The sequence below is a fragment of the Campylobacter sp. RM5063 genome (assembly GCF_024723655.1).
GTDB classification, from domain to species: domain Bacteria; phylum Campylobacterota; class Campylobacteria; order Campylobacterales; family Campylobacteraceae; genus Campylobacter_D; species Campylobacter_D lari_D.
This window is the reverse complement of record NZ_JANQDA010000006.1, coordinates 71,160-89,190: the sequence shown is the minus strand read 5'-3', so window position 1 is coordinate 89,190 and position 18,031 is coordinate 71,160. Positions and strand designations below refer to the sequence as shown.

Annotated in this window: 17 protein-coding genes; 7 read left to right on the top strand and 10 right to left on the bottom strand. The window is 28.7% G+C overall.

Annotated features, from left to right (window positions below; all coding sequences use genetic code 11):
• Positions 1-68 precede the first annotated feature (68 nt).
• The 6 genes from CAMP5063_RS03620 to mog are packed head-to-tail and all read left to right on the top strand — an operon-like array spanning position 69 to position 7,438.
• Positions 69-1,475, top strand: a complete 1,407-nt coding sequence (locus tag CAMP5063_RS03620; protein ID WP_263670207.1) for a COG3400 family protein — start codon at positions 69-71, stop codon at positions 1,473-1,475.
• Positions 1,476-1,482: 7 nt separating this feature from the next.
• Positions 1,483-2,541, top strand: a complete 1,059-nt coding sequence (aroB, locus tag CAMP5063_RS03615; protein ID WP_263670208.1) for a 3-dehydroquinate synthase — start codon at positions 1,483-1,485, stop codon at positions 2,539-2,541.
• Positions 2,538-4,067: a mechanosensitive ion channel family protein gene (locus CAMP5063_RS03610; RefSeq protein WP_263659670.1), complete on the top strand. Its 1,530-nt coding sequence runs from the start codon at positions 2,538-2,540 to the stop codon at positions 4,065-4,067. Before aroB ends, CAMP5063_RS03610 begins: the two co-directional genes overlap by 4 nt.
• Positions 4,064-5,320: a tRNA (N(6)-L-threonylcarbamoyladenosine(37)-C(2))-methylthiotransferase MtaB gene (gene mtaB, locus CAMP5063_RS03605; protein WP_263662417.1), complete on the top strand. Its 1,257-nt coding sequence runs from the start codon at positions 4,064-4,066 to the stop codon at positions 5,318-5,320. Before CAMP5063_RS03610 ends, mtaB begins: the two co-directional genes overlap by 4 nt.
• Complete coding sequence (locus CAMP5063_RS03600; RefSeq protein ID WP_220566232.1) at positions 5,310-6,908, top strand: AAA family ATPase; 1,599 nt, start codon at positions 5,310-5,312, stop codon at positions 6,906-6,908. Before mtaB ends, CAMP5063_RS03600 begins: the two co-directional genes overlap by 11 nt.
• Before the next feature lie 2 nt (positions 6,909-6,910).
• Positions 6,911-7,438, top strand: a complete 528-nt coding sequence (mog, locus tag CAMP5063_RS03595) for a molybdopterin adenylyltransferase (protein ID WP_039618174.1) — start codon at positions 6,911-6,913, stop codon at positions 7,436-7,438.
• A 12-nt stretch (positions 7,439-7,450) separates the two neighbouring features.
• Here mog and CAMP5063_RS03590 read toward each other — a convergent pair whose 3' ends face one another.
• Genes CAMP5063_RS03590 through CAMP5063_RS03545 form a run of 10 tightly spaced genes read right to left on the bottom strand, consistent with a single transcriptional unit; the run spans position 7,451 to position 15,158 of the window.
• Positions 7,451-7,828, bottom strand: coding sequence for a rhodanese-like domain-containing protein (locus CAMP5063_RS03590; protein ID WP_337194838.1), 378 nt, complete (start codon positions 7,826-7,828; stop codon positions 7,451-7,453).
• Entirely contained in the window at positions 7,828-8,163 is a 336-nt protein-coding gene (locus CAMP5063_RS03585; RefSeq protein ID WP_337194837.1) for a rhodanese-like domain-containing protein, read from the bottom strand. Before CAMP5063_RS03585 ends, CAMP5063_RS03590 begins: the two co-directional genes overlap by 1 nt.
• On the bottom strand, positions 8,160-9,992 hold the full coding sequence (gene htpG / locus CAMP5063_RS03580) for a molecular chaperone HtpG (protein WP_337194836.1): 1,833 nt from the start codon (positions 9,990-9,992) through the stop codon (positions 8,160-8,162). Before htpG ends, CAMP5063_RS03585 begins: the two co-directional genes overlap by 4 nt.
• Before the next feature lie 11 nt (positions 9,993-10,003).
• Positions 10,004-10,372 (bottom strand): fluoride efflux transporter CrcB, encoded by a 369-nt coding sequence (gene crcB, locus CAMP5063_RS03575; RefSeq protein WP_133318941.1) that lies wholly within the window; start codon positions 10,370-10,372, stop codon positions 10,004-10,006.
• Positions 10,369-11,058 carry a lysophospholipid acyltransferase family protein gene (locus tag CAMP5063_RS03570; protein WP_263659676.1) on the bottom strand — a complete coding sequence of 230 codons (690 nt, stop codon included), beginning with the start codon at positions 11,056-11,058 and terminating at the stop codon, positions 10,369-10,371. The genes crcB and CAMP5063_RS03570 overlap by 4 nt, the downstream gene beginning before the upstream one ends.
• Positions 11,036-12,241 (bottom strand): hypothetical protein, encoded by a 1,206-nt coding sequence (locus CAMP5063_RS03565; protein WP_337194835.1) that lies wholly within the window; start codon positions 12,239-12,241, stop codon positions 11,036-11,038. Before CAMP5063_RS03565 ends, CAMP5063_RS03570 begins: the two co-directional genes overlap by 23 nt.
• Complete coding sequence (gene purQ / locus CAMP5063_RS03560; protein WP_214135227.1) at positions 12,235-12,885, bottom strand: phosphoribosylformylglycinamidine synthase subunit PurQ; 651 nt, start codon at positions 12,883-12,885, stop codon at positions 12,235-12,237. The genes CAMP5063_RS03565 and purQ overlap by 7 nt, the downstream gene beginning before the upstream one ends.
• Positions 12,882-13,118, bottom strand: a complete 237-nt coding sequence (gene purS / locus CAMP5063_RS03555; RefSeq protein ID WP_220566240.1) for a phosphoribosylformylglycinamidine synthase subunit PurS — start codon at positions 13,116-13,118, stop codon at positions 12,882-12,884. The genes purQ and purS overlap by 4 nt, the downstream gene beginning before the upstream one ends.
• An 8-nt stretch (positions 13,119-13,126) precedes the next feature.
• Positions 13,127-13,834: a phosphoribosylaminoimidazolesuccinocarboxamide synthase gene (gene purC, locus CAMP5063_RS03550; RefSeq protein ID WP_263665750.1), complete on the bottom strand. Its 708-nt coding sequence runs from the start codon at positions 13,832-13,834 to the stop codon at positions 13,127-13,129.
• A 7-nt stretch (positions 13,835-13,841) separates the two neighbouring features.
• Entirely contained in the window at positions 13,842-15,158 is a 1,317-nt protein-coding gene (locus CAMP5063_RS03545) for a S41 family peptidase (protein WP_318529636.1), read from the bottom strand.
• Positions 15,159-15,364: 206 nt separating this feature from the next.
• Between CAMP5063_RS03545 and CAMP5063_RS03540 the strand changes: the two genes are divergently transcribed.
• The gene (locus tag CAMP5063_RS03540; RefSeq protein WP_337194834.1) at positions 15,365-17,938 is read left to right on the top strand and encodes an ATP-dependent Clp protease ATP-binding subunit; all 2,574 of its coding nucleotides are present in this window, start codon (positions 15,365-15,367) and stop codon (positions 17,936-17,938) included.
• The last annotated feature ends 93 nt before the right edge of the window (positions 17,939-18,031 follow it).

Here is an 18,031-nt window from a genome sequence, read left to right as displayed (position 1 = left end):
GAGATTTAAAACTTTAAAATATAAACTATAACTTTGCTATAATTATGCTTTATATTTTAGAGGTGTGAATGAATAAGATTTTATTACTAGCTGATGGACCTTTTGCGAAAGATTTTTTAAAGAAAATTTATAATAACAAAACCTTCAAAGAGTCTTTGAGTGTTGTGTATTATAATGATGATAGCGTAGACTTAGACTTAGAGAATGAACAAATTTCTTTTTTTAAATTTGATCCTACGAGTTTGATTAAGCTAGAAAATTTATTAAAAGAAAATTTTCATCAAGCTATTATTTATATGCAAGAAGAAGCAGATACATTAGCTTGCTATCAAAATTTAAGAAAATTACATCCAAGATTAAATATAGTTATTATGGATTTGTGGAATAGCCAAATTGATGATAATTTTTGTGAGGTAATTAATATTTATGATACTTTAAGCACAAGATTAACAGGTTGTTTGGATAATATGCCATCAACTGCTCAATTTATAGGACTTGGGCAAGGTGAGATTATGGAGGTTAAAATTCCTGCAGGGTCAAGCTTTGCTTATAGACACATAAGCTCTATTAGCCAAAAACGCTTTAAAATCGTAATGGTTTATAGAAATAATGAATTTATTCTGGCAAGACCTGGGCTTATTTTAATGCCAAATGATAGCATTTTAATCGTGGGTGATCCTAAAGTTTTGCAAAGTGTTTTTACTAATGTTAAAACAAGCTTAGGACGCTTTCCATCGCCTTTTGGAGATAATATACTTTGTATTATAGATATGAAAAAAATGAGTGAGTTTGCTATAGAAAAGCTTATTTTTGCAAGCTTGCTTTTGCATGTAAGAATCAATAGCAAAAAACTTTATTTTAAGGTGATTAATCCTACTTTAACTCCTATGTATTATAAACTTAAATCCTTGCATAAAAATAGCACTGAAGTGATATTTGACTTTGAAAGCACAAATATAAAAAACATTAAACCTTTTGTGGAAAATACTAGCATAGGTTTACTAGTGGTGGAGGATTATCTTTTTGAAAAAGAAAAAAGTTTTCTTTTTACTTTAAAACTTCCTGTGTTAAAAGCAGGTAAAGGGGATTTTGCAGATTTAAAATCTTCTGTAGTTTTAAGTTCAAATTTTGAAGATGTAGAGGGTATTGCTTCTATTATGCTTGATTTTAACAAGCAAATTCAACTAGGCCTTGCCTTGTATTACTATGCTTTAAAATTAAATAAAGCCGAAATTTTTGAATATCATCAGTATTTTGAAAGCCTTTCAAAACTTCATGATGAAAAATTACTTTTGATAGAAGAAAAAGAACATAATCCTATCAATAAATTTTCTTACAAACAAAATATATTGCATTTTGTACCATTTAATGAAAAAATTTTAGGAAACAATTTCAATAAAATTTTAAAAACGGATTTAAATACGATATATTATAAGATGAATAAAAATTATCAATTGTTTATACCATCATTGTGAGAAAATAATGCAAGTTAAGGTAAATTTAGATAAAAATACAAGTTATAATGTCTATATAAATGAGTTAGAAAAATTAAATTTTGATACTAAAGTAGTGATTTTAACTAATGAATTAGTTGCAAAACTACATTTGGATACACTTTTGAAAAAAATTCATGCTAAAGAACTTTTTGTTATAAAAATCAAAGATGGCGAAGAGTATAAAAATTTACAAACTATAGAATACATCTTAGATCAAATGTGTACTTATAGGCTAGATAGAAAAAGCTTACTCATAAGCTTTGGTGGTGGGGTGATCTCTGATATGGGTGGTTTTGTAGCAAGTATATATCAAAGAGGGATAGAATTTATCAATATCCCTACAACTTTACTAGCTTGCGTGGATGCAAGTGTGGGTGGTAAAACCGGAGTGAATAATAAATTTGGTAAAAACTTAATAGGCACTTTTTATCAGCCAAAAGCAGTGTATTGTGAGAGTGAGTTTTTAAAAACTTTACCTTTAAGAGAGCTAGCTGCAGGTATGGCTGAATTTATTAAAATGGCTGTGATTTTTGATGAAGCAATTTTATCTTTTTTGGAAAATTTGGACGAGGATAAAATTTTTAATGCTAAATTAGATGATATTATTTTAGCTCAAATCATCCAAAAAAGTATAGAACTTAAAGCTAATGTGGTTTCACAAGATGAAAAAGAAAGTGGCTTAAGAATGCTTTTAAATTATGGTCATACTTTTGCTCATGTTATAGAAAATCAAACAGGATATAAAAAGTACTTACATGGTGAAGCCGTGGCTATAGGTATGAACATGGCAAATATTCTAGCTTTAAATTTGGGGTTATTAAGCGAGCAAGAATGCCAAAGAGTACAAAAATTGCTTGTGAAATTTAAATTACCCATATCTTATAAAATTTCAAATATAGAAGAGTTTTATAATGCCTTTTTCTTAGATAAAAAAACACATTTTCAAAAGATTAATTTTGTTTTAGTTTGTGGTTTAGGAAAAGCTTGTATAAAAAATGATATATCTAAAGAAGATATTTTACACACTTTAGAGGTGTTTGCATGAAAAAAATTATATTGATTTTGCTCTTACCCTTTACATTACTTTTAGCGCAAGATGATATAGAGCATTTAGAACAAAAATTAAATGAATTACATAATAATTTAGCATATAATACTTGGATAATTAAATATAATAATTTTAACATTTACAGAAAAACTCAAGATGAAATTTTGGCTTTAGAAAAAGAAAGTTTAAAAGCTAATGAACGCAATAAAAGCATTATAGAAAGACAAATTTTAATTTTAAAAGAAAGACTAGAGCTTTTAAGTGAGTATAAAAGTGCAAATTTTTCTAAGATGGTTTTGGCACCTGAAGAAGTTGATAAAATAGATAAGCTAACTAATCCTTTAGCTATTATTTCAGCATACTCACATATAAAAAAATTAAGACGTGACAAAGAAGAATATGTCAATCTTTTAAATAGTTTTAAGCAAACTTTAGATGAGCTTATAAAAGAAAATGTTTTAGTAGCTGAAATAGCTAAATTATCTTCTAATAAAGAGCATGATGAATATTTAAAAATATCCAATCAAATGGTTAGAGATTTTTCACAAACTCTGCGTTTTGGAGAAATTTCTTATTCTGTGTATGAGAAAAAAATTCAAGAAGAGATTGAAAAAACGACAGCTTCAATTAAAATTCAGGGTGTAAGAGCTTTCAATATAGTTTTGGCTATTGTTATAGTTGTAGCCATAGCATTTTTACTCAAATTTATAGCTAGAAAATATATAGGCGATAATGATCGCTTTTATACAGCAAATAAAATCATTAATTTTATTAATATCAATGTAATTGTTTTAATTTTGCTTTTTGGATATATTGAAAATATTAGCTATTTAGTGACCGTTCTTGGTTTTGCTTCTGCTGGTTTGGCTATTGCTATGAAAGATATGTTTATGTCTATGCTTGGTTGGTGTGTGATAGTTTTTGGTGGAAGTTTTAGAGTGGGCGATAGGGTGAGAGTTTTTCAAAACAATACACATTATATCGGCGATATAATTGATATTTCGTTTTTAAGAATAACTTTGTATGAAGATATATCTTTATTAACTTATACAGATAATCGAAGAAGTGGTAGGATAATTTTCATACCAAATAACTTTATTTTTACCAATCTTATATCAAATTATACTCATCATGGGATGAAAACAATTTGGGATGGACTTGATATTACTTTAACTTTTGATTCAAATCATCAAAAAGCCTTAGATATAGTAGAAGAAATCGTTATAAAAGCTTCTAAAGGCTATACAAAAATTGCAAAAGAATCCATGAATAAATTAAGAAATGAATACAGCATTAGAAATCCTAAAGTAGAACCTAGGTTTTTTACATTTTTAGAAGGTTATGGTATGAGAATTTCTGCTTGGTATATGACAAATTCTTATGCGGCCTTGGTTTTAAGAAGTAATATAAGTAAAGAAATTATCAATGAATTTAATAAACATGATGATATAAAAATAGCCTATCCATCACAAAATTTATATATGGCAAAACATGAATTTATAGAAAATAAGGAAGATATTTGAAAAAAAAGGTATATTTTAAAACTTTTGGTTGTAGAACTAATATTTATGATACGCAATTATTAAAAACTTATATTAAAGATCATATTGTCACACAAAATGAACAAGAAGCTGATGTGATAGTTATAAATTCTTGCACGGTTACAAATGGTGCTGATAGTGGGCTTAGAAGTTATATTAATAGTGTAAAAAAAAATGGAGTTAAGGTTATACTTACAGGCTGTGGTGCTGTAAGTAAGGGAAAGGATTTTTTTGATAAAAAAGAAATTTTTGGAGTTTTAGGAGCTTCTAATAAAGATAAAATTAACGAGTTAATCTCACAGGATAAAGCCTTTTATGAGCTTGGAAATTTACGCTTTATCGATACAAAAATCGTAAGTAATTATGAAAATCACACTAAAGCTTTTGTAAAAATTCAAGAAGGATGTGACTTTGCTTGTAGTTATTGCATAATCCCAAGTGTTAGGGGTAAATCAAGAAGTATGCCAAGTGAGGAAATAATAAAACAAATCAAACTTTTGGCTCAAAATGGTTATAGTGAAGTAGTTTTAACGGGTACTAATATAGGAAGTTATGGTTTAAAAGATAAAACTACACTTGGAAAGTTACTGCAAGAAATAGGCAAGATTAATGGTATAAAAAGAGTAAGACTTGGGAGTTTAGAACCTGCTCAAATTGATGAGAGTTTTAAAGAAATTTTAGATGAACCTTGGCTTGAAAAGCATTTACATATTGCCCTGCAACACACTCATGAAAAAATGCTACGCATCATGCGTAGAAGATCACATACGCAAAATGATTTAGCATTGTTTAATGAATTAAATCAAAAAGGTTTTGCTTTAGGAACAGACTTTATCGTGGCACATCCTGGGGAAAGTGAGTTGATATGGCAAGAAGCTTTAGAAAATTTCAAACAATTTAAACTCACACATATTCATGCTTTTATTTTCTCACCACGCGATGGAACGCATTCTGCTTCTATGAGTGAGCGAATTAATGGTGATATAGCCAAAGAAAGATTAAATATTTTAAAAGATATAGTCGCACAAAATAATTATGAGTTTAGAAAAAACCAAAAAAATATTTTAGAAATTTTAGTCGAGAGTAAAAAAGATGGTTTTTATGAAGGCTATGATCAATTTTTTAATAAAATCAAAATTACAAGCAAAGAAGATATTGCTAAACAATGGATAAGTATTGAAAAATATGAATGCAAAGAAGATTGTAACTATGTAAGGTTAGAGGATGAAAAATAAAAAGATTATCTTAGCTTCATTTTTATTGCTTTGTGTTTTTATATTGATTGCATTTTTAAAAAATCAACCAGATTATATTAGCAAGGCTGCTTATGAAGAGCTTTTAGAACAAAATTTAATCCAAAAGGCTATAGTAGAAAATAATGAAATATTATTAAAAAGCAAAGAAGGAAATTTTTTAATCGCTAAAGATGTAGTGGATTTAAATGCTTTGTGGCAAAAAATTCCTTTAGAATATGCTAAAGATTATGATTTGAGTGAGTTTTTTTTGATATTTATTTTACTTGCTTTTCTCATAAGCTTTTTACTCTTTCTTAATAAAAAAAACAAAGATAGGCAAAATTTACTTTCTTTAGAAAAAAATATTTTAGAAAAAAATGAACAAAATAATACCATACAAGATGTAGTAAGTGAAGTTAAATTTAAAGATGTAGCAGGGGTTGATGAGGCTAAGGTAGAGCTTTTAGAAATCGTTGATTTTTTAAAAAATCCTCAAAAATATAAAGATTTTGGTGTGAAAATGCCAAAAGGGGTTTTGCTAGTAGGGCCTCCTGGAGTGGGTAAAACCTTGATAGCAAAAGCAGTAGCAGGTGAAGCTGGGGTGCCATTTTTTTATCAAAGTGGGGCTAGTTTTGTAGAAATTTATGTAGGTATGGGTGCAAAAAGAGTTAGAGAGCTTTTTTTAAAAGCTAAATCAAAAGCTCCAAGTATTATTTTTATAGATGAAATTGACGCAGTTGGTAAAAGTAGAGGGGATTTTTCTAATGTAGAAAGAGATAATACTCTAAATCAACTTTTAACTCAAATGGATGGATTTGAAGATAATAGTGGTGTTATAGTGATGGCTGCTACAAATAAAATCGACCTTATGGATAATGCGTTACTAAGATCTGGGCGTTTTGATAGAAGAATTTTTATATCTTTGCCTGATTTCAAAGATAGAATGCATATTTTGCAAAATTATATGAAAGAAAAAAAATCTAGCGTAGATTTAGAAAAAATTGCAAAAGCTAGTGTGGGTTTTAGTGGAGCTGCTTTGGAGACTTTAGTTAATGAAGCGGCTATTAATGCTATAAGAAGAAAATCAGATTTAATAGAAGAAAATGATTTTTTTGCAGTGCTTAATAAAGTTTTAATGGGTAAAAAAAAGATTTTTTCTCTAAGCGACAAGGAAAGAAAAATTCAAGCCACATATCAAGCAGCTAAAGCCTTGTGTGCTTTTTATTTTGATGTTAAATTTGAAAAAATTACCCTAATTGAAGATAGGTTTAAAGAATATGAAAATACTATCAAATCAAAATCAGAATTATTAAATAAAATAAAAGTTTTTTTAGCAGGTTCAGTTGCTATGGAGCTTATTTTTAATGAAAGTTACACTAATGCACAAAGTGATCTTTTAAAGGTTAAAGAATTGCTCGTTTTTATGGAAACTTTCGCCATGGCAAATGAGGGTTTATTACAAGAGCAAAAGCAAGAAGTGAAAGAATTTTTAGAATTAATGAAAGAAAAAGTAGTGAGATTAGCTAGTATTCTTTTAGAAAATGAAAAAATAGAAAAACAAGATATAGAAAAAATCATAATGGAGTGAAAATGGTAAAAATAGGAATTTTAGTACTTTCAGATAGAGCAAGTAGCGGAGTTTATGAGGATAAATCCGGAGTAGAGATAGAAAAAATTTTAGATTCTTATATAAAAAATGAAAAAAGCTTTTATTATGAGCTAATTCCTGATGAGTATGATTTAATCATAGAAAAATTAGCTTATTTGGCAGATGAAGTAAAATGTGATTTGATTTTTACTACAGGAGGTACAGGGCCTGCTTTGCGTGATGTGACACCAGAAGCAACACAAGCAGTGTGTGATAAAATGCTTCCAGGTTTTGGGGAGTTAATGCGTGCAAAAAGCTTAGAATATGTGCCAACGGCTATACTTTCAAGACAAAGCGCAGGTATAAAAGGAAAATCATTAATTATTAACTTACCGGGTAATCCAAAAGCTATAAGAGAATGTATTGAGCCTATATTTCCTGCTATTCCTTATTGCGTAGATTTGATAGGTGGAGCTTATATTGAAAATAATGAAGAAGTAATTTCTGTGTTTAGACCAAAGAAAAAATAAGTCTAGTTAGACTTATTTTGAGGTTTCATAACCTTGTGATAAAAGTGCATTCATACCACCTTTTAAATCAGTAACTTCTATGCCATTTTGTTCTAGTAAAGCAGAAGCCTTAGCACTTCTTGCTCCACTTCTGCAAACTATAGCAATAGGTTTGTTGCTTGAAATCTTTTTAATTTCCTCGACGAAATTTTTATTTATACCGCCATCTTCATTATAAAAGCTAATTTTAATGGCATTTTTTATTGTGCCAGTTTGTGCCCATTCGCTAGGTTTTCTAATATCGATTACTTGATAATTTTCCAAAATATCCGCATTAATATCTATATTTTTAACTTCTGCTAAAACAAAACTAGTACAAAGCATTAAAGATAAAAGTATTTTTTTTATCATTAATTTTCCTTTTTTGTAGCTTCATAACCTTGTGATAAAAGTGCTACCATGCCACCATCTAAATTAGTGCATTCTATACCTAGAGCATCTTCTATCATCATAGCAGTATGTTTGCTTCTTGAGCCTGTAGCGCACACAAAGGCTATGTTTTTATTTTGATAATCTATTTTTTCTTTAAACTCTTGGATAAAGTTTTCATTCATAAAGCCATTATCATCGCAAAGTGCGATGAGTATAGCTTCTTTTATAACCCCGCTTTTCCATTCGATTGGGGTTCTTACATCTATAATGCAAAATTCGTGCAAAATATCTTTAGAAATAGCTATATTTTTCATTTTTCTAAAGCCTTGGAAACGATTTTACTTAAAGCATTGTTAAATTCGCTAGGGTTGTCTATACCCATACCTTCACTAAGCTTAGCCATATTTAAAAGAATATGTGCCATTTCATTAGCTAAAGTATCATTTTCTTTTAAGGCTTTTAAAATTTCATGATTAGGATTGATTTCAAGTATAGGTTTAACTTGCTGTTCTTGTCCCATTTGTTTAAGAATTTGTTGCATAGCAAAATCAGGTTTATTTTGATCATAAACAATACAACTTGGACTATTTGAAAGTCTTTGGCTAAGTTTTACCTCTTCAACTTCATCTTTTAAAACTTCTTTTATTTTGATGAGTAAGCTTGCAAATTCAGCCTTTTGTTCTTCGCTAGTTTCTTCGCTAGCTAGATGATTGATAGCGCTAAATTTTAAACCTTCAAATTCATTCATCATAGGCATAACTATGGTATCAATTTCCTCATCAAGTAATAAAACATTGATATTTTTTTGTTTATAGCTTTCAAGAAGCGGAGAATTTCTTAAAAGTTTTTCATTTTTTCCGCTAATATAAAAAATTTCATTTTGACCTTCAGCTAGGTTTTGTTTATACTCTTCAAGATCAATTAATTCTTCTTTATTTGAGTTTTTAAAATACAAAAGCTTAGCTATAGCGTCTTTATTTTCGCCAAAACCATATAAACCTTCTTTTAAAACTTTTCCAAAATTTTCATGGAATTTAAGATAATTTTCTTTATCTTTCTCTTTGAATTTTTTAAGTTCAGCTAGGATTTTTTTAACACTTGCTTCTTGAACGCTTTTTAAGATTTTATTTTCTTGTAAGATTTCACGACTAACATTAAGCGGTAAATCTTCTACATCAATAATCCCACGCACAAATCTTAGATAAGTTGGTAATAATTCTTTATCATCATCACTTATAAAAACTCTTTTAACATAAAGTTTTAAACCACTTTTATAATCTACTCTATAAAGATCAAATGGAGCTTGCGCAGGTATAAAGAATAAAGAATTGTACTCTATAGAACCTTCGGCTTTTGTGTGGATATAAAGCATAGGTTTGTTTGAATCATGGAAGTTTTGTTCATAAAATCTTTCATAATCCTCAGCTTTTAAACTTGCTTTATTTTGTCTCCATAAGGCACTTGCTGTATTAATTTGAGTGTTTTTTAATTCTTTTTTAGGTTCTTTTTCGCCTTCTTCTAGTAGTGGTAAATATTCTTCTTTTTCCATGAAAATAGGAAATTGTATATGATTTGAATATTTTTCTACTATGCTTTCAATGCGGTATGAGTTTAAAAACTCTTCATCTTTTAAATGCAAGGTTATGCAAGTGCCTTGTTCATCTTTATTTGCATCTTCTATTTCATAGCCACTAGCATCAGAAGTCCAAAGATAAGCTTTGTCATCTAATGCTTTTTTGCTTAAAACTTCTATTTTGGAAGCTACCATAAAAGCAGAGTAAAAACCTACACCAAATTGTCCTATAAGTTGAGAGTCTTTTTTGGCATCACCACTTAAGTTCTCTAAAAAGCTTTTTGTGCCACTTTTAGCAATGGTTCCAAGATGATTGATTAAATCGTCTTTATTCATACCTATACCATTATCACTTATAATTAAGGTTTTTGCTTCTTGATTGAAATTAATTTGAATTTTTGGCTCAAATTTTAAATTTTTATAAGCATCATCACTCACGCTTAAATAACTAAGTTTATCAAGTGCATCACTTGCATTAGAAATAAGCTCTCTTAAAAAAATTTCTTTGTTAGAATACAAAGAATGAATCATAAGTTGTAAAAGTTGATTAACTTCAGTTTGAAATTGCATTTATATCTCCTTTATTTAAAAATTAAAAAACCAATCCATACTGCCAAAAGACAAAGGATAACATTTAAAATAATATTTATAAAAAAGTGAAAATAATCACCATTTTGCAAAAATAACAAATTTTCATAAGAAAAAGTTGAAAAAGTTGTAAAGGCACCCAAAAAACCAGTGCTAATTAAATTTTTAGTAAAAATATGCACACCTTTAGAATTTGCATAAGAAAAAAATAAACCTATTAAAAATGATCCTATTATATTGACCATTAATGTCCCATAAGGAAAGTTATGAGGAATGATTTTATTAAAAAAGTTGCTAGTAAGCATTCTGGATATGGCCCCTAAAAAGCCTCCAAAACCTACAGCTAAAATTGTACCAATCAAGCTTGTGACCTTTCGCTATCTAAGATTGTTTGCATTTTTTCTCTAGTTTGCTCAAGCCAATCATCTTTACTTGTATCGACAAGATCTAGAAATACCACTTTTAAAACACCACTATTTGCACTAAAATTTTGGGTGTCTAAAATTTTAGCTGAATCAACAATTACCACAGGCTGGACTTTTAACTTAAGCTTTTCACTTAAAATTTTAGCTCCGACTTTAAATTTTAAAAGTTTTTGTGTTTTAGATCTTGTGCCTTCTGGAAAAATGGCTAAAATTCTATCCTCATTTAATCTTTCTTTGGCTTCTTTTAAAAGCTTTACTAGGCCTTTTGGACTTCTATCTATACAAATAATTTTTGGTTTTTTAATCAAAGTTTTAAAAACAGGGAGTTCACCTAGTTCTTTTTTAGCTATCCAAGATATATTTTTTGGGCATAAATCTTCCAAAACAACTATATCTAGCAAGCTTTGATGATTGATTAAAAGCAAATTAGCTTGAGGGTGTATAGAACCTTGGGTTTGAATTTTATAGTTTATTACATATTTTTGCAGTTTTGACCATACTTTTCTGATTTTCCAAATTTTTTCTTGCGATTGCAATAATAAAAAGGCAATACATAAAAATATAATAGATAAAATAAATTCTACCCAAAATATTAAAGCTTTAAATCTTTGATAAATCTTCACTTTTCACCCAGCCTATTTTTCCATTATTAAATAAAATTTTTCTGTATTCATCTCTTGAATCTAACACTTCTACTTCTTGTTTGTATTTCCCAGAATAAAAATGAGTTGAGTTTAGAGTTGGTAAAATTTGTACTTTACTTTCAGCTTTTAATATAGCTTTATATATGTTATTTTGAGCTAAAAAACTTGCTATTAGAGCCAAAATTGCCAAACCTAAAGCTGTGTAGCTTTTTTTAAATACAAACCATAAAGCGAAAATACCGCACAAGCTCCATAAAAAAACTTGTTTGTAAAAATTAAAATCATTAGTTTTTGGATTTAAATCACTTTGTGTACTTATACTATCTTCTTTAAGTTCTATTTTTAAGGAAAAATCTTTTAATTCTTTAGAATTTAAATTAAAGTAAGAAAAATCAAAACGCGTTTTACTTTTATCTAAAATAGCATAATAAAATCCACTTTGTTTTTCAAAATCGCCTTTAATAGCCTCTACACCTTGTTTTTGGATATCTTTTATGTTAAAACTTGCTAGATTTGTGTTTTCTCCCGCAAGTTCTATAAATAAAATTATACTATCATTATCAAAACTACTCGCTTTTACTTGTTTAATTTCCAAATTGCTTGCAACTATATGTGAGTATTTATTAGAAGGAGCATCGATTTTTTTAAGTTTAATGGGCTTTATAATTAATGATGAGCTTTGAAAAATATGATCATTTCTACTTAATGAAACGATGATTTTGTTTAAACTAGCATTTAAACTTTTAGCTTCAAACCATAATTTTGTATGATATGAATTAGCCTTTTGTTCCCAAATAGGATTAGGATTGATCCAAAGCATATCATCACTTTTTTCAAAACTCACATTTAAATCAAAACTCACATTAGTTGTGGTAATAACCTCAAGATCTATAGCAAAAGCTTCATCTATGAAAGCTTCATCAGTGTATTCTTTTGCGTTTAATACTAAAGAACCTTGAGGGATGAAATTTTCATCATCGATTTTACTTTCATAATTACTCTCATCACTTGGAGCGATGGTTTGATAAATTTGCTTAGCTTGATCATCTAATTGATTGTAATTTTTTTCTAAAGTGTTATAATCTTCAAAAACACTATTTTCTTGAGCATATAAGTTAAAAGTTAGTAAAAAAAGACAAAAAAATTTGAAGATTTTTAGCAATTTAAAAATCCTTCAAACATTTTAAGTCCTACTTTTGATCCAAGAATATCATCGCACATTCTTTCAGGATGTGGCATTAATCCAAAGACTTTTTTATTTTCATCGCAAATTCCTGCTATATCACTTAAAGATCCATTTGGATTGTTGATATATCTTAGTAAGATCATATCTTTATCTTCTAGCATTTTAATACCATCTTCGCTATTAAAATAATTTCCTTCTCCATGAGCAATAGGTAATTCTATAATGTCATTTTTTTGGAAATTTTTCAAAAAAGCATTATTGTTTGATACTACTTGCAATGCTTGCATTTTAGAAATAAAACTTAAGCTATTATTATGTTTCATAGCTCCTTTTAAAAGACCAAGCTCTAATAAAATTTGAAAACCATTGCAAATACCTAGGACATAGCCACCTTTTTGCACATGTTCTTTAAGTGTTTTCATAGCAGGAGCAAGTTTTGCAATAGCAGCACATCTTAAATAATCTCCATAAGAAAAACCTCCAGGTAATACGATTAAATCTGCACTAAAATCTTGTCTTTCATGCCAAATGATTTCAGTTTTTACCCCTAATTTTTCAAAGGCATAAGCTGTATCAAACTCACAATTAGTTCCAGGAAAACGAATAATAGCTACTTTCATAATATTATCTCATAATCTTCTATCACAGTATTTGCAAGTAATTCTTTACACATTAAATCAACTTGTTTAAAAACTTCTTCTTTATCATCACAAGCTATATCAAAACTAATTTGTTTTGAGGTTTTAACATTTGCAATATTATTAAAATCCAAAGAATGCAAAGCCTTTTCTATGGCTTTGCCTTGAGGATCTAAAACCCCATTTTTAAGTGTGATATTTATAGTTACTTTCATTATTTTTCCTAACTTAAAATTCTTTTTAAGACTTCTTTGTAAGCCATTTTTACATTACCTAAGTCTTGTCTAAAGCGATCTTTGTCTAATTTTTCATTAGTTTTGCTATCCCAAAATCTACAGCTATCAGGACTAATTTCATCAGCTAAGATCATATTTCCTTCATTATCAATACCAAATTCTAATTTAAAGTCAATCAATCTTAAGCCTTTAGATTCAAAGAATTTTACTAGAATAGAATTGATATGTCTTGCGGTATTTTTGATTAATTCTAAATCTTTTTCACTTTTTACTAGATTTAAAATCAAACAATGCTCATCATTGATGATAGGATCACCTAAATCATCATTTTTATAACAAAACTCAACTACAGCAAAAGGTAAAATCGTGCCTTCTTTAATGCCTAATCTTTTCGTTAAAGATCCTGTAGCTACATTTCTAGTAATAACTTCAATGGGTATAATATTACATTTTTTAACAATTTGTTCTTTTTCGCTGATGGTTTCTACTAGATGGGTTTTAATGCCTTCTTTTTCTAAGAGATGAAAAATTTCAGTACTAATTTTACAATTTAATGCACCTTTTCCTGCTTCATTACCCTTTTTTTCTGCATTAAAAGCTGTTAAATCATCTTTAAATTCTGTGATGAGCAAATTCTCATCATCAGTTTTAAACATTTTTTTACCTTTTCCTTCATATAAAAGATCTAATTTCATAGCCATTTTACTCTCCTTTTGTAATGTTTAAAATTTTAATCGCATCTATTGCGGTTTTTAGTTGTATGTCATTATTAATTTGTTCTTTGGTAATGATATTTTTATCTTCTTTGTTGTCTTTTTTCTTTTCTTGATGTCCGATTTTATCTAGTTCAGCTTGTAAGTGTTTTTTAAGATCACTTTCTTTGATTTCAAAGCTGTGATTTTCTTCTTTACTTACTTTTCCTGGAAATACTTCTATATCAGGATTAACTCCAACAGCTTGTATAGTTCTACCACTTGGTAAATAATATTTTGCTATAGTAAGTCTCAAGCCTTCTTTACCTTTTTCATCCATAGGTAATATAAGTTGCACACTACCTTTTCCAAAGGTTTTTTCTCCTATGATAATAGCGCGTTTAAAATCCTGCAAAGCCCCACTTACAATCTCGCTCGCACTTGCACTGCCACCATTTACAAGCACTACTAAAGGTGCATTGGTGATTTTTTTACTAGGATTTGCTTTAAATTCTACATTCTCGCTTTCAATTTTACCTTTTTGTGAAACGATTACTCCTTTATCTACAAAAAGATTTACCAAACCCACTGCTTGATTTAAAATACCGCCTGGATTGGTTCTAAGATCTAGTATAATTCCTTTTGTATCAGAATGTTTTTTGATCGCTTTACTAGCTTCATCTACAACATTTTTATCAAAATTAGTCACTCTTAAATAAAGTAAATTTTCATTTTCAATTAATTTTGTATAAACACTATCTACTTTTATGATATCTCTTTTTAAATTTACATCAAATGGCTTTGCATCGCCTTTTCTATAAATAGTTAGAGTAACCTTTGTTTTAGGCTCTCCACGCATTTTAGAAACAGCTTCATTTAAAGTCATACCTAAAGTTGATTCGTTATTAATTCTTAAGATAATATCATCAGTTTTAATACCTGCTTTATCCGCTGGACTTCCTTCTATAGGAGCTACAACACTAATTGCTCCATCTTTTTGGGTAATAGTAAAACCAAGTCCACCAAATTCCCCATTAGTTTGTTCTTTAAGTTCTTTATAACCTTTTTCATCTAAGAAGGAAGAGTGGGCATCTAAATTTGTAAGCAAACCTGCTATGGATTTATCAACCAAATCTGTATAATTAACATCATCAACATAATATTGTTCTATGATAGACATAGTTCTTGTAAGTTTAGATAAAGCTTCTATTTTTTTTTCTGCTTCGCTAGGAGCGGGATTTTTAGCTTGCAAGTTAGTAAAAATAAAAGAAGCGGTTATTAAACTACAAATGCTAGCTGCGATAATAAGATTTCTTTTTGTCTTCAAAGGAAAAACTCCAAAATAAATATGAATTCATAAAATAATTATCTAATTTTAGTTATTTTTGCTTAAAAAATCGTAAATAAAGTAAATATTTTTATGATATTAGTGTATATATATAAAAAATTATTTATAAATATAACTAAATAAACTTGACAATAATAGACTAAAGTTATATAATACACTTCATATAAAAGTAAAAAGGAGTAAAAATGGCAAATATACAAGATTTTTTAACAGATTCTATGCTTTCAAATATAGAAAGTGCAATTTCTTTGGCCATTCATTCTAAGAATAGTGAAATAAAACCTTTGCATTTATTATGGGCTTTAAGTGTTGATAGCTCCAGTTTGCTTAATCAAGTTTTTAATAAATTAAATGTTTCTAAAGAGGCATTTGAGTTAGAAGTAAAAAGTAAAATTTCATCTTTTCCTACTAGCTCAAATGTAAATAAAGATAATATTAAATTTTCAAATGAATTTATTAATTCTTTAGAAAAAGCAAAAGGCTTGGCTTTAGAAAATAAAGATAGTTATTTAGCTGTGGATATGTGGCTTGTTTCAGAAAGTGCTAGCGGGGTTATTAAAGAACTTTTGTCTAAATTTGTAGATTTAAATGAGTTTAAAAAAGAATTGGAATTTATTAGAGCAGGAGCTAAAATAGAAACCAAAACAAGTGATGAAACACTTGATTCTTTGTCTAAATTTGGTATTGATTTGACTATGAAAGCTAAAAACAATGAGCTTGATCCTGTTATAGGTAGGGAAGAAGAAATTCAAAGATTAATGCAAATTTTAATCAGAAAAACTAAAAATAATCCTATTTTATTAGGTGAGCCAGGGGTAGGAAAAACTGCTGTGGTGGAAGCTTTAGCACAAAGGATAGTAAAAAAAGATGTTCCTACTTCATTGCAAAATAAAAAAGTTATAGCTTTAGATATGAGTGCTTTAATAGCAGGAGCAAAATACAGAGGTGAATTTGAAGATAGATTAAAAGCTGTTGTAAATGAAGTAATAAAACATAAGAATGTAATTTTATTTATAGATGAAATTCACACCATTGTAGGTGCAGGTGCAAATGAAGGGAGCATGGATGCAGCAAATATTTTAAAACCTGCTTTAGCAAGAGGTGAGCTTCATACTATAGGTGCTACAACCTTAAAAGAATATAGAAAATATTTTGAAAAAGATGCAGCTTTACAAAGAAGATTTCAGCCTGTAAATGTAGCTGAACCTAGTGTAAATGAAGCTTTGGCTATGCTTAGAGGTATAAAAGAAAAATTAGAAATTCATCATAATGTAACTATCAATGATAGTGCTTTAGTGGCAGCTGCAAAGCTATCTAAGCGTTATATAGCTAATAGATTTTTACCTGATAAAGCGATTGATTTAATTGATGAGGCTGCAGCGGAATTAAAAATGCAAATAGAAAGTGAGCCAAATTCTTTAAGAAAGGTTAGAAAACAAATTGAAAGTTTGGAAGTAGAAAATGAAGCTTTAAAAATGGAAGAAAATGAAGTTAATGAAAAAAGATTAGAAGAGATTAAAAAAGAATTAGCAAATTTAAAAGAAGAGCAAATCAAACTTAATGCTAAATTTGAAAATGAAAAAGCAGTATTTAATGGCATAAGTGCAAAGAAAAAAGAAATCGATACTTTAAAAAATGAAGCTATTTTGGCTAAAAATAAAGGAGATTTTCAAAAGGCTGCTGAAATAGAATATGGCAAAATTTTAGAGTGCGAAAAAGAGGTTTTAAATTTAGAAGAAAAATGGAAACAAATGACCCAAGAAGGAGTTTTGCTTAAAAATCAAGTAGATGAGGATTTAGTAGCTGGCATTTTAAGTAAATGGACAAGCATTAGTGTGCAAAAAATGCTCACTTCTGAAAAACAAAAATATTTACATATTCAAGAATATTTACAAGAAAGTGTCATAGGGCAAGATGAGGCTTTGAGTGCTTTAGCTAAAGCTATTAAGCGTAACAAAGCAGGGCTAAATCAAGCAACTAAGCCTATAGGAAGCTTTTTATTTTTAGGGCCAACTGGAGTAGGTAAAACAGAAAGTGCTAAAGTTTTGGCTAAATTTTTATTTGATGATGAAAAAGCTATGGTGCGTTTTGATATGAGTGAATTTATGGAAAAACACAGTGTATCAAGACTTTTAGGTGCACCTCCAGGATATATAGGGCATGAAGAAGGTGGGGAATTAACTGAAGCTGTTAGAAGAAAGCCTTATAGTGTGATTTTATTTGATGAAGTAGAAAAAGCCCATAAAGATGTATTTAATATACTTTTGGGAATTTTAGATGATGGTAGGGCTACAGATAGTAAAGGCGTAACGGTCGATTTTACTAATACTATCATTATCTTAACTTCTAATATAGGTGCAAATTTTATTATGGAGTTAAAGGGCGAAGAAAGAGAAAAAGCTATCAAAGAAGCTCTTAGAAGCTTTTTTAGACCTGAGTTTTTAAATCGTTTAGATGATATTATCACTTTTAACCCTTTGGGAGAAAGTGAAGCTGAAAAAATAGTTAAATTGCTTTTTAATACCTTGCAAAAAAGTCTTGAAAATAGAGGTATTAAAGCAAGCTTGAGTGATAATGCTGCTAGGTTAATAGCAAAGGTTGGTTTTGATGTGGATTTTGGTGCAAGACCATTAAAAAGAGCTTTGTATGATATGGTAGAAGATAAATTAAGTGATATGATATTATCTGATCAATTACATGAAAACGATGAGATTATTATAGATTCTAAAGATGATGAAATCATCATTGTTAAACAATAAGCAAGTGTAATACTTGCTTATTTAGAGTAAAATTATCTTAATAATACTAAATTGTAAATACTTCGTATATTTGATTAAAAAATTATCATTTTT

Coding starts and splice junctions, on each gene's coding strand:
- CAMP5063_RS03620 (WP_263670207.1), top strand. CDS start 69: ATGAATAAGATTTTATTACTAGCTGATGGACCTTTTGCGAAAGATTTT.
- aroB (WP_263670208.1), top strand. CDS start 1,483: ATGCAAGTTAAGGTAAATTTAGATAAAAATACAAGTTATAATGTCTAT.
- CAMP5063_RS03610 (WP_263659670.1), top strand. CDS start 2,538: ATGAAAAAAATTATATTGATTTTGCTCTTACCCTTTACATTACTTTTA.
- CAMP5063_RS03600 (WP_220566232.1), top strand. CDS start 5,310: ATGAAAAATAAAAAGATTATCTTAGCTTCATTTTTATTGCTTTGTGTT.
- mog (WP_039618174.1), top strand. CDS start 6,911: ATGGTAAAAATAGGAATTTTAGTACTTTCAGATAGAGCAAGTAGCGGA.
- CAMP5063_RS03590 (WP_337194838.1), bottom strand. CDS start 7,828: ATGATAAAAAAAATACTTTTATCTTTAATGCTTTGTACTAGTTTTGTT.
- CAMP5063_RS03585 (WP_337194837.1), bottom strand. CDS start 8,163: ATGAAAAATATAGCTATTTCTAAAGATATTTTGCACGAATTTTGCATT.
- htpG (WP_337194836.1), bottom strand. CDS start 9,992: ATGCAATTTCAAACTGAAGTTAATCAACTTTTACAACTTATGATTCAT.
- purQ (WP_214135227.1), bottom strand. CDS start 12,885: ATGAAAGTAGCTATTATTCGTTTTCCTGGAACTAATTGTGAGTTTGAT.
- purS (WP_220566240.1), bottom strand. CDS start 13,118: ATGAAAGTAACTATAAATATCACACTTAAAAATGGGGTTTTAGATCCT.
- purC (WP_263665750.1), bottom strand. CDS start 13,834: ATGAAATTAGATCTTTTATATGAAGGAAAAGGTAAAAAAATGTTTAAA.
- CAMP5063_RS03540 (WP_337194834.1), top strand. CDS start 15,365: ATGGCAAATATACAAGATTTTTTAACAGATTCTATGCTTTCAAATATA.